This is a genomic window from Schaalia vaccimaxillae DSM 15804 (assembly GCF_000420425.1).
GTDB lineage: Bacteria > Actinomycetota > Actinomycetes > Actinomycetales > Actinomycetaceae > Pauljensenia > Pauljensenia vaccimaxillae.
On the sequence record NZ_ATUX01000011.1, the window covers coordinates 70,999 to 82,745 of the forward strand.

11 protein-coding genes are annotated in these 11,747 nt (G+C 55.4%); 5 read left to right on the forward strand and 6 right to left on the reverse strand.

Annotation, left to right across the window (positions count from 1 at the left end; genetic code table 11):
• Nucleotides 1–72: 72 nt before the first annotated feature.
• The 3 genes from G439_RS0109755 to G439_RS0109765 all read left to right on the forward strand — a co-directional run bounded on the left by G439_RS0109755 (nucleotide 73) and on the right by G439_RS0109765 (nucleotide 3,551).
• Nucleotides 73–816, forward strand: coding sequence for an SDR family NAD(P)-dependent oxidoreductase (locus tag G439_RS0109755; RefSeq protein ID WP_022869001.1), 744 nt, complete (start codon nucleotides 73–75; stop codon nucleotides 814–816).
• Nucleotides 817–864: 48 nt separating this feature from the next.
• Nucleotides 865–1,902 carry a transaldolase family protein gene (locus G439_RS0109760; RefSeq protein WP_022869002.1) on the forward strand — a complete coding sequence of 346 codons (1,038 nt, stop codon included), beginning with the start codon at nucleotides 865–867 and terminating at the stop codon, nucleotides 1,900–1,902.
• Nucleotides 1,903–2,219: 317 nt separating this feature from the next.
• Complete coding sequence (locus tag G439_RS0109765) at nucleotides 2,220–3,551, forward strand: GntP family permease (RefSeq protein WP_022869003.1); 1,332 nt, start codon at nucleotides 2,220–2,222, stop codon at nucleotides 3,549–3,551.
• 122 nt (nucleotides 3,552–3,673) lie between these two features.
• Here the strand turns inward: G439_RS0109765 and G439_RS0109770 are convergent, their stop codons facing one another.
• The 5 genes from G439_RS0109770 to G439_RS0109790 form a co-directional block, all read right to left on the reverse strand.
• Nucleotides 3,674–4,456, reverse strand: coding sequence for a GntR family transcriptional regulator (locus tag G439_RS0109770; protein ID WP_083940864.1), 783 nt, complete (start codon nucleotides 4,454–4,456; stop codon nucleotides 3,674–3,676).
• A gap of 92 nt (nucleotides 4,457–4,548) precedes the next feature.
• Nucleotides 4,549–5,418, reverse strand: a complete 870-nt coding sequence (locus tag G439_RS0109775) for a sugar phosphate isomerase/epimerase family protein (RefSeq protein ID WP_022869005.1) — start codon at nucleotides 5,416–5,418, stop codon at nucleotides 4,549–4,551.
• Between the two features lie 71 nt (nucleotides 5,419–5,489).
• The gene (locus G439_RS0109780; RefSeq protein WP_022869006.1) at nucleotides 5,490–6,377 is read right to left on the reverse strand and encodes a 2-hydroxy-3-oxopropionate reductase; all 888 of its coding nucleotides are present in this window, start codon (nucleotides 6,375–6,377) and stop codon (nucleotides 5,490–5,492) included.
• A 72-nt stretch (nucleotides 6,378–6,449) separates the two neighbouring features.
• Nucleotides 6,450–7,238, reverse strand: coding sequence for an SDR family NAD(P)-dependent oxidoreductase (locus tag G439_RS0109785; protein ID WP_022869007.1), 789 nt, complete (start codon nucleotides 7,236–7,238; stop codon nucleotides 6,450–6,452).
• Nucleotides 7,238–8,284 carry a transaldolase family protein gene (locus G439_RS0109790; protein WP_022869008.1) on the reverse strand — a complete coding sequence of 349 codons (1,047 nt, stop codon included), beginning with the start codon at nucleotides 8,282–8,284 and terminating at the stop codon, nucleotides 7,238–7,240. The genes G439_RS0109785 and G439_RS0109790 overlap by 1 nt, the downstream gene beginning before the upstream one ends.
• 460 nt (nucleotides 8,285–8,744) lie before the next feature.
• On the opposite strand from G439_RS0109790, the gene G439_RS0109800 reads away from it, so the two are divergent.
• Both G439_RS0109800 and G439_RS0109810 read left to right on the forward strand, forming a co-directional pair.
• Nucleotides 8,745–10,109 carry a GntT/GntP/DsdX family permease gene (locus G439_RS0109800; protein WP_022869010.1) on the forward strand — a complete coding sequence of 455 codons (1,365 nt, stop codon included), beginning with the start codon at nucleotides 8,745–8,747 and terminating at the stop codon, nucleotides 10,107–10,109.
• Between the two features lie 130 nt (nucleotides 10,110–10,239).
• A complete protein-coding gene (locus G439_RS0109810; RefSeq protein ID WP_022869012.1) occupies nucleotides 10,240–11,346 on the forward strand; it encodes a glycerate kinase in 1,107 nt (368 codons plus the stop codon).
• An 83-nt stretch (nucleotides 11,347–11,429) separates the two neighbouring features.
• Here G439_RS0109810 and G439_RS0109815 read toward each other — a convergent pair.
• On the reverse strand, nucleotides 11,430–11,747 hold a 318-nt coding region (locus G439_RS0109815), incomplete at its 5' end, for an MFS transporter (RefSeq protein WP_026459601.1).

Here is an 11,747-nt window from a genome sequence, read left to right on the forward strand (position 1 = left end):
GACAATTTGATGCGTGATCGATTACGGTGAATGCCAACACGCGAAGAAGCGTGACCATCGGAAGGCAAACCCATGCACGAAAGCCCTCTGGCCCTAATCACAGGCGCTGCACGCGGTATCGGTCGCACGATCGCTGAACGCCTCGCAACAGAAGGAATGCGAATCGTCATCGCCGATATCAACGGCGAACTCGCACAAACTGCGGCCCACGAGCTGACTGTCAACGGTCACCAGGCCACCGCCGTCGGCCTCGACATCACCGACCTCGATTCGGTCAACAATGCGATGACAACCATTGCACAGCAGTGCGGGCACGTAACTGTCCTTGTCAACAACGCCGGAATCGTCTCCAACACACCGTGGGAGGACACCGCACTCGACGAATGGAACAGAGTCATCACGGTCAATCTCACTGGAACTCAACTCATGACCCAAGCCGCTCTGCCCCACATGATCCAAGCCGGATACGGGCGCGTCATCAACATTGTTTCACTGGCAGGACGCAACGGAGGAGTCTCAGTGGGGCCCGCATACGCGGCCTCAAAAGCCGGTGTCATCGGTCTGACCAGACACTACGCAGGCAAGGTCGCCCATGCAGGAGTGACCGTCAACGCCGTCGCCCCAGGTACGACCAACACTGAGATGGCCGCCCAGTTCACCGACGACCAGATGAGTGCAATCCGTTCTGCCATACCCGTCGGCAGACTCGGCGAGGTCAACGAAATCGCCGCAGCCGTCGCCTACTTTGCAGGACCCCACGCAGGCTTCACCACCGGCGCCGTCCTCGACGTTAACGGAGGCATGCACTTCGGCTGACACCGCCCCCAACCCCTAACAACCACCGCTGTACAAGGAGGTACAACAATGTCCCAAAGCTATCTCGCATGGATGGCAGAAAACACACCCAGCCGCTACTGCAACGACTCCGCTCTAACGAACACCGTGACCCGCGCCCTCAACAACGGAGCCATCGGTGTCACCACCAACGCACCACTGTCATACGAGGCTCTCACCTCCACCCAAGACCAAGACCTCGATCCCATCGACACCATTGATGAAACCCTCACAGGTGACGAACGCGTCCTCGAACTCATCGGACGCGTCGTCCGGCCACTCGCACGCCGCTTCGAACCAATGTTCAACGAATCCCGAGGCCGCGACGGCTACGTTCGCTGCCAAGTCCAGCCAAGCGCATCCGGCGACTATGACAAACAACTGGAGCAAGGACTACGCATCAGCGAATTCGGCCCCAATGTCATGGTCAAGATCCCCGGGACAGCATCCGGTATCCGCGTCCTCGAAGAACTCGCAGCACGAGGCATCCCCACGACGGCCACCGTCTGCGTGTCAGCACCGCAAATCATGGCGGCAGCCGATGCATACGAGCGCGGATGCGAGCGTGCCCGCGCGGCAGGCATCACTCCCGCCCCCTCGACCTCGGCCTTTGTCATGGGACGCCTGCAGGACTACCTCGCCGCGGTCAACGAGGAACAGAACCTGCATCTAGAAACCCAAGACCTTGAAGAAGCAGTACTCGCCGTGGCGCGACGTCTCATCGAAGCCCTCAAAGATCGACCGAATGCTCCCAAACTCATGCCGGCGGCGTTCCGCGCCCCTCGCCAAGTCACGCTTCTTGCGGGTGCCCCCTTCGAAGCTACCATCCACCCGAAGATCCAAGATGCTCTCATTGAGTGGGACGAGAAGGAAGGCATTCCAAGAGAAATCGGTATTGATCAACCCCTCCATCAGGAACGAATCGACCGAGTCCTCACCGCAATCCCCGACTTCAAGCGCGCGTACGAACTCAATGGACTTTCGAATGAAGAATTCGACGAATTCGGCGCAACAGTCATGACGCTTGGAGGATTCACTGCTGCATGGGATCAACTCAGAACCCTGTGATCAAGCTTTGACACACGACGTAATCTCGCCGTGCGCTCAAGGGTGGCCCAGTATCAAGCTGGAGAAATACTGGGCCACCCAACGAAATGACAAATCTTCAGATCAAACTGCCCCAACAACGCAATGACGCATGAAAAGGCAGTTGCTCTTCATTGACAGACGCCCCGACATCGATGTCGGAAGAACTCGGGCACAGACTGTCACCTCTCTCGGTACGCATAACAGCAGTCATCCGAGAACACATCAATCGCTATTCGTCGGCTAACACCGTCGAATATCCCCATTACTCATCCCCGGTGGGGTGAAGGAGGACCACCATGATTAATCTCCTGTGGCTGGCGGTGTCGATCGTCGTCATTGTCGCCTTGATTCTCTGGGTGAAACTACACCCTGCTGTGTCGCTGATTATTGGCACAATTCTTCTAGGATTCATGCTGCAAATGCCTGCCTTGGACATTGCCAAGACTGCGACGGAAGGCTTCGGTGGCTTGATGACAAGCCTGGGACTATCCGTCGGATTCGGCATCATTCTTGGCCAGCTGATGAGCGACTCCGGTGGAGCCAAAGTCATCGCACGCACGCTAGTCAACCTTGTCTCCGAACGTTTCGCGATGTACGGGATTGCCTTTGCTGCTTTCGTTCTGGCCATTCCCGTATTCTTTGACGTCACCTTCGTCATCCTCGTCCCTCTTGCCATCGCCATCGCCCGCGAAGCTGGCAAACCGATGCCCCTAGCTATTGGTGCTGTCGCGATGGGCGCGGGAGCCGCCCACACGCTGGTACCACCCACGCCCAACCCACTAGCGGCAGGTGACATTATGGGTTTCTCAGTCGGTTACATGGTGGCCGTCGGTGGAATCGTTGGACTGGTCGCCGTCATTGTTGGTGTCACCATCTACTCGTGGATTCTGCCCAAGGTATGGAGGCCCGCAATGGATGTCGCCGAAGAACCCTCTCTTCAGGAGATTCCCGGCGAAGATAAGGAACCTAACTTCTGGCTTGCTCTTCTGCCGATCTTGACTCCGCTTCTCCTCATCCTCACGGGCACCATCTGGGGTTCGGTGGTTGAAGAACTTCCGGTTTGGGCCTCGTTTATCTCTGATAAGACCGTCGCATTGCTCATTGGTACTCTCATCGCTTACCTGGTCGCATCTACTGACATGTCGCGTCGCGAAATGGAAGCCTCATCAAATAAGGCGATTGAGTCGGCCGGTATCGTTTTGATGATCACTGGTGCTGGCGGCGCGTTCGGTGCGCTCATCAAGGCCGGTGGTGTCTCCGATTTGATTTCCGAGGCCGTTGGTGGCCTGGGTGGCGGACACTTCGTTGGTCTGCTTGCTTGCTACTTTGTGGGCATGGCTTTCCGTGTGGCGGTTGGTTCGGGAACGGTGGCGTCTATTACGACGATGACAATCTTCGCTTCCCTTGCTCCAACTATCGGCATTCACCCCGTGTGGGTTGCGGCTGCGTGCCTTGCTGGTGCTTTGTCGGTGGGCCACATCAACGATTCGGGCTTCTGGGTTACTGCCAAGATTCCGGGATTCTCTATCACCGGTGGTCTGAAGGTGTACACGTTGCCCCAGTTCCTCGCATCCGTATGCACGATCGTGCTGGTGATGATCGGTTCCTACATTATTCCGTTGGGATAAACCAAACACATCAGCTCACGCGAAACCGTGTGTCCCGTCAGAAAGTTGGGACACACGGTTTCCTATTGTCAACGGTACGGATGGATCATCAATCTCCCCCGCGAAGAACCTTAGGAACGCTACTATCGTTTTTCCTGTGAGCTAACCTGCTGATGAATACGCTCCCGCTGCCGATCAATATGATCAAGCATGGCAGCAGAAGCTGCATGAGAATCGCCTGATTCAAGGGCCAGCAAAATTGCCTCATGCTCGGTCACGGCGATATCGCGATCAGCAATGAGTCCGGGTGTAAAACGTCTCCACCGCTGAATGACTCCGCCCAAAAGTTCGAGCATTTCTGCGATGTAGGGATTTCCTGTTCCCTCCCAGATTGCTCGATGGAACGCATCGTCGGCATGCATGAACGCCAAATAGTCGTCCATAGTCGTTGTGCGGCCGGTTCGCTCTTGTTCCTCATATGCAGTTCGGACGCGCTTTATGACAGAGGGGCCCTGCTTGCAAGCAAGTTCGGCTGCGATCGGCTCAAAGAGTCTGCGTGCCGCCATGATCTGATCCATTTCGTACAGATCAGGCGGATTGCGAACCTCGAAACCAATGTGCGCCTGTCGAGAAACAAGTTTGGCGGACTCCAGCATTGTCAGTGCTTCTCGAACCGGAGTGGTAGATACTTCAAATTCTTGCGCAAGAGTGCGGGTCCGCAAGAAATCTCCAGGGCTGTACTCTCCAGCCATAATACGATCAATCAAGATCGACTGAATCTGTTCGGCGAGAGTGCCCCGTTGCAATGCCGTCGGTGCCTTCACCACGTCAATGCCTCCGAGTGACGAGAAATAGTTGGTTTTGATTGCAGCATATCCTGAGAATAGACCCGTGTAAGACTCCAACTGCTCCCGGCTTAATTCCATGGACAGAGTAATGTCCTCACAGAAATAGGCTCCGTTGGGTACTTACCGCTACTTTGACTGGCAGATCAAACCGGTATTTCCTGTCCTCCGAATCAGAATCGAATGGACGACTGGTCGAGGGCGGGTAGGCGTTCGATCCGTGCCGCAGCTTCAATGTTCTTCAGGTACTGGATTCCTCGCTGTGCGCAGTCTGGGCCCGTGGGGAAAGGTTGGGATTCGATGGTGATCCAACCGCAGTATCCGGCGTCGAAAAGAGCATGGTAGTGGCTCTTGAAATCGATGCATCCGCCACCGGGATAGGTCCGATTTGCATCGGAAAAATGGACATAGCCGATGCGGTCGGCCCATCGACGTACAGCGGCGAATGGGTCTGTTTCTTCCATGTGCATCGAGTGAGTATCAATGTGCATGGTGACATTTGGTCGGTTGACCTCTTCGAGGAGCTCGCCGACCTCATCCAACGTGTTCAACCAGTTTGAAATGTACTGGAGGATATTTTCTACAACGATCTGTCCTCCAGTTGAATCGGCATGGTCGGCCAACTCACCTAGCGCGTCGATCAGACGTTGGCGGGTGATCTGCGCTTTTTCGGGGGAAGGGATATTGCCACGCATAGTGCCGACAACCACTGAACAGTCGAGTTCGTTGGCCAGGTCAAGGTGCTCTTTCAAGCGATCTATGGCTTTCCTGCGGACTTCAGCTGAATCGACTGTGAGTCCCAGGCCGTTATAAAGCAGCTCAAGTCCGGTGCAGATACTGGAGAAGCCGAGTCCCTTGTCGCTGGCATGCTTCTTGTACAGGGTGCCCTTGTGCTCTCGCGGGCTGTGAAGGTAAAACTCAATGCCGTCGTAGCCAAGCTCAGCTGCCGTGTCTGTGACTTCTTCAAAACTTCCCCGCAGGACTACGGGCATACGAGTTGGTAGTTCTTCGAGGGCGACTTGGATTCCGTACTTGAACGTCATTGATCGATCGCTTTCTGTCAAGGGAAGAGGTGCGGGGGCACAGATTGAATCTATGCCCCCGCATGGGTGTGTCAGTCCTCGCCCAGCACGGTGTTGCTGAGCTGCTGGACGATCCTCAGGAGGCTCGAGTGATCCTCTCCTGCGAATCCTTGGGCTTCAAGTGCCGACATGTGCTGGCGCACCACCGCGGTCAACGGCATAAAAGCATCTGCCTCGGCAGCCGTGGCCAAGGCATTGTTGAGATCCTTAATATGCAGGTTGATACGGAAACCGGGAGAGAACTCCTGGGTGAGCATCTTCGTGGCCTTCTGTTCCATAACAGCAGAACCTGCGAGGCCGCCTCGGATGGCTTCGACGACCGATGCGGGATCCACTCCGGACTTCTGAGCGAGGACCAGTGCTTCTGCGAGGACAGCGATATTAACCGCAACAATCGACTGGTTTGCCAGCTTGGCTATATTGCCCGCCCCAAGAGGGCCGACGTATGTTGCCGACTTACCCATCGTGAGCAGAAGATCCTTGACTGATTCGAAGACGTCCTGTTCGCCACCCACCATAATGGCAATTGTTCCGGCAATTGCGCCAGGCTCACCTCCGGAAACAGGCGCATCGATCATCTTTGCCCCCTTGGCCTCAACAATCTGGGCAGCCTGGCGAGAAACACCCGGGGCGATAGAAGACATATCGACAAAGATCTTTCCTTCAGACAAGCCTGCCGCAATCCCATGATCCCCCGACAAAGCAGCCAAAACGTCGGGTCCATTGGGAAGCATGGTGATAACGACATCGGCTGCCTCTGCTGCGGCCTTTCCTGACTGTACAGCCATTGCTCCCGATGCCACGACGTCCTCGACGGCGGCCTCGTTGACGTCGAAGCAGAAAACTTCATGGCCTGCCTTGAGGACATTTTTTGCCATAGGACGGCCCATAATGCCGAGTCCGATAAAACCAACCTTCATTGTGATTACTCCATTCGTGAGTTCGTGAAAATGGTCAGGAGTGCGAATACACTCCAAGCTATGGGTTCTGGTTCACTCCAGATCTTTAGGTTCTGGCAGGCCGTTAGCAGACCAGCCCGCATCGACAAACAAAGTCTGTCCATTAATGCCTGAAGCGTCGCTGGAGGCCAAGAACGCTACCGCAGAGGCAATTTCTGACGGCTCAAGCAGACGTTTCATGGGGAGGATCGACATGATCGCATCAATGTCGATAATCCCTTCCTCAATACCCTGTTTGACCATGTCAGTCATGACATAGCCCGGAGCGACTGCATTGACGCGGATACCAAACCGACCCAGCTCGTTACCAAGTGCCTGTGCGAGACCATTCACCCCTGCCTTAGAGATTGCGTAAGGGGAACGCTTGGAAGCCGGGCGTACTGAATTTCCAGACGAAGTACAAACCACAGCTCCATAGCCCTGCTTTTTGAAGTAGCGAGCGGCGGCTCGTGTTGCAAAAAAGTAAGCCTTGAGGTTCAGATCCATAAGGAAGTCGAATTCCTCTTCGGGGAACTCGGTGGCCCACTTTCGGATCTGCACACCGGCATTGTTGACCAGCACGTCGATGCGGCCGTACTTTTGGGCAACGTGATCAATCATTTCATCGATCTCACTGACCTTCGTCAGATCAATAATGTAGCCCTCGGCCTGGAATCCTTTGATAAGGAACTGTTTGACAGTCTCATCGAGGACATTGCCGTCAACGTCGGCCAGCACCATGATGCCGCCCTCAGAAGCTAGGCGTTCAGCCATAGCTTTTCCGAGGCCTCGTGCAGATCCCGTAACAATGCAGACCTTGTCGGTGAAACGCATTTGGTTCATTAGGCACCGACCTTGTGAGCGAGCAGCACTCCCCAGCCATCATTGATGAACTGATCGGTTGTTCGGTTGGTTGAGCCGAAGGTGATGAACTGTTCGGGAGTCATGCCGTCCTCGTTGTATGCCTTGACAAACTCGGGCATCGTCAAGAGACGATCAATAACATCTTGGTCAACGGGAACGTCGATTCGTTCTTCGAAGGGGCCTTCAAGCTCAGCCAGTTCGTCAGCGATCTTCGGAGCAATTGACATCACCATCTGTGCGCCTGCCAATTCAGTGATGTGATAGGTTCCTCGGCAGCCCGCAGGCATGAGGAAGGCTTCATAACCGCGCTCATTGAAGATCTTGTAGGCCTTCTTGATGCACGCTGTTCCGGACTGAATAATGTCAGATTCGGTGACAATGTCAGATGAGTCTTGGGCGACGTCACGCAGATAATCGTCAAGTCGGCCAACCATCAATACAGCGCAGTTCAGGCCAGGTTCGATGCCAGCTTCGCGTGCACGCTCAATTCCTCTTTGAAGAGCCGCTCCTATTGCAAGGACCTGCGGGACAGTGAATGAAACGGTCACGACGACGTTGTAGCCCTTGGCCGCGAGTTCTTCTGCTGCCATGATGCCGGATTTCGTCGCAGGTACTTTGAGGCATACTCGCTTGGGATCCCATTGAGCGTAACGTTCGGCTTGGCTCAAAATTTCGTCGTAGTTACCAGTTTTATTCGGATTAGTCTGGGCGCACAGCCGACCCGTCCGAACGTCATTTTCGTCGTGGACTTGGTCCAAAACGTCCTTAACGTGCAGAGTGACTCGCTTTACGAGAGCTTCAACCTTCTCAGTACCCTCGAGATCGCTGGGAATGTCGGCGAGGTAGGGAGCCCAGTAGTCAGGACGGGCGTTGATTGTTGACGCGACTAAGAAAGGATTTGTAGTCACGCCCTTAGCTCCGTTACCAATGGCAATTTCCAATTCATCAACGATTGCGCTGTCGTGCCAGTAGATGCTGTCGGTGTTTGAAGTCATCCACTTGAGGAATTCGTTGTTCTCTTGCATGTCTCTTCTCGCCGTTGGCGGCGGCACTCCTTCCAAGTCTGAATTCATCGCACGGAGTGAAATAGGGGCGACGAAGTTACCTAAAATCCGCTATTTGCCATGCTTTTTGTTGGCGGATAAAAGTCTTGCCAAAGACTGCATTGTCTTCGGTTATGGCTAAGCTAACACGATGATGCATCATACGCAATGCATCTGATATGGTTCTTTTCTGTTGGAGCTCCTACAGCTTCACAACCTTCCCATGCAGCGACGCACGGGATCCAAAACCTGCATCAAGACAGGGCAAAGAAGCCCTGAGCTTCAAAAGGCTGAGAAATCAGAATCCAAGCCTGCGCAGCACTAATGCCAACCCATCGGCACAAGTGCACACCACTCCTAGACCTTCCGCACTCCAACGAATGCGGAAGTCGTAACTCACAGCCTCAGACGGGGCTCTCGAAAGAAAGGAAGGTGAAAGCCCATGAGTGCTCTGACTCTATTGATCATCGCAGCTGCCGCCATTGCGGTCTTGCTCGTACTTGTCATCCTCCTCGATGTTCCGGCTTACGTCTCCTTGCTCCTTGTTGCCATGGGCACTGCCCTGGTTGCTGGCATCTCCTTGACCGACATCGTCGACGTCATGATCGGCGGTATGGGCAAAACCCTTGGATCTGTAGCGATCGTTGTCGGCCTCGGCTCGATCCTTGGTCGACTAGTCGAAGTCTCCGGAGCCGCCGATCACATGGCGCGCGCATTCACTCAAAAGCTTGGAGCCAAACGAGTCGTCATGGCGGTCACTGCCGCCGCATTCATCCTCGGAATTCCCGTCTTCTTTGACGTCGGTTTCATTATCCTGGCGCCACTGATCTTCGCCTTCGCCAGAAACGCAAAAACCAGCCCACTGTCAATCGCATTCCCCGTGTGCGTTGCCATGGCAACGCTCCATACGATTATCCCGCCGCATCCTGGTCCCGTCGCAGCTGCGGCTGCCCTCGAAGCAGATGCAGGCCTGATGACAATTTGGGCACTCGTAGTTGCCTTGGTCGTAACAGTCGTCGGATACCTCGTACTCAAGTTCATCAACTTCAATTCCATCCAACTCGCTCCCTCTCCAGCAGAATCCACGAAGAACGATGGATCCTCACAGTTCAACCTTGGCGAGGGCGGTCGCGTTCCGGGAACCCTGACGACCATCTTCGTAATTGTCTTGCCCATCTTGATGATCATGGCCGGATCCATCATGGTGATGAACCTGCCCGAAGATTCGCCAATGTCACCGATCGCCACGTTCATTGGAAAACCCGCAACTGCACTCCTGGTCGGAGTATTGGTTGCGTACGTGCTGATCATGAAGATCACTAAGTGGAAGAGGAATGTCATCTCCAAGGTCGCTGACTCGGCATTGGATTCTGTCGCAGTCGTGATCTTCGTGACCGGTGCAGGTGGTGTATTCGCTAGTGTCCTTGTTGAAACAGGTATCGGCGCAGCATTCTCTGATGTGCTGACCAACATTGGAATGCCGACCATCCTTGCAGGCTTCGTTATTGCGGCAGCACTGCGCATCGCTCAAGGTTCCGCCTCGGTGGCCATCCTGACGGCAGCCGGACTGATCCTGCCCGCAGTCCAAGCCGGAAACTACAGTGCAAATCAAGCAGCACTCATCACTATTGCAGTGGGCTTTGGTGGACTCATTTGCTCTCACATCAACGACTCTGGATTCTGGATTGTCACCCGTTACCTCGGGCTTTCTGTCTCCCAAGGCCTACGGACCTGGACAGTCCTCACAACAGCTGTCTCAATCGTTGGCTTCCTTGTGACCGCTGGACTCTTCCTAGTTGTCAGTTAGGCTCGAAATAAGATCAGTAGTCCATCCGTCACCCTTCTACGACGGATGGACTGCTGTTTCTTTTTGGCCCGAATATTTGAGAAAATTATGGTGATACTCAACAGCGCCAACACGATGAAGTGGAGCCCCAATGAAGTTCGTCCTCGCCCCTGACTCCTTCAAAGAGAACATGACCGCGCAGGAAGCTGCCGAAGCCATGGCCCGCGGCGTCCGCGACGTCCACCCCGACGCCGAATGCGTCCTCGTGCCCATGTCCGACGGAGGCGAAGGGTTCATCCAAGCAGTTGCCGCAGCATGGGGAGTCGACACCGTCACCACTGACTCGGTGGACGCCCTCGGTCGGCCCATCACCTCCGAATACGCGCTGGCAGAAGGCAGCGCCGTCCTCGACGTCGCCTCATGCGCCGGTATCGAACTGGTCGCTCCCAACGAACGGGACGTCGCCCGATCAAACACCTGCGGCTTAGGGATGATCATCCGTGACGCCATCGAACGCGGCGCCAAAACCCTCCTCATCGGTATCGGAGGCTCAGCCACCAACGACGCCGGCATCGGCATGCTGCACGAGCTCGGCGTGCGCTTCTTCGACGAGGACGAGGTCGAGCTCACCCCGTATCTGGCGGACCTGGCCAAAGTTGCTCGCATCGATACGTCTGCAGTTGACGAACTTCTTGAGGGCGTTGAGGTTCAAGTCGCCTGCGACGTCACCAATCCTCTTAACGGCCCCAAGGGGGCTTCGGCAGTTTTTGGTCCCCAAAAGGGCGTCACCCCAGAACAAGTCCCTGAGTTTGACGAGATCCACAAGCATTTTGCGCAGGTTTCCGGCCACGCCGACGTCGCGCTCATGGAAGGTTCGGGCGCTGCTGGGGGCCTAGGATTTGCGCTCAGGGCGTTCCTGGGAGCCGAGCTCAAACCTGGCGTTGACCTGGTGGCTGACGCCGTTGAACTTGATGCGAAAGTCAAGGGGGCTGACTGGGTGTTCACAGGTGAAGGCTCAGTTGACTCACAGACCATTGACGGCAAGACGCCTGCCGGTGTTGCTTTGATCGCTCGGGCCAACGGCGTGCCCTCGATGATTTTTGGTGGCCGCATTAAAGACGGTTCAGAAAACCTCTTGGAGATCGGTGTTGCCAGGATCGTCAAGGTTGGCGACCCGGATGAGCCCTTGGAGTTGGCCCTCAAGAACGGCCAAAAGAACCTGCGTCGCGCCGTCAGTGAGGCGCTTGCGGAAAACTGAGCGCACGGGTTCGGCCTTGTAGCGTCACCTTGAAAGCCGTAACGTCGTTTCGAACGCATTCGTGGTGATGCTGCGGCCTAGGCCTATCCCCGGGAGAACTGCTCCTCGAGGTGCTCCAGCGACGCCCCCCTCGTCTCAGGCACGATGAAAACGTAGAAGCACAGGGACACTACATTGATTGCGCCGAATACGGCGTAGGTCCATGCGGCGCCCAGATGCTCGATCATGACTGGGAAGATGTAGGTGACTACTGCGTTCATTAGCCAACCGCACCCTACGGCAAAACCTTGGGCGACGCCCCTAATCTTGGCGGGGAAGATTTCCGACAGTAGCACCCAGTTCACGGTGCCTGACTGCTTGGCGAAGACGAATACCGACACCAACACCACAACCAGCCACGG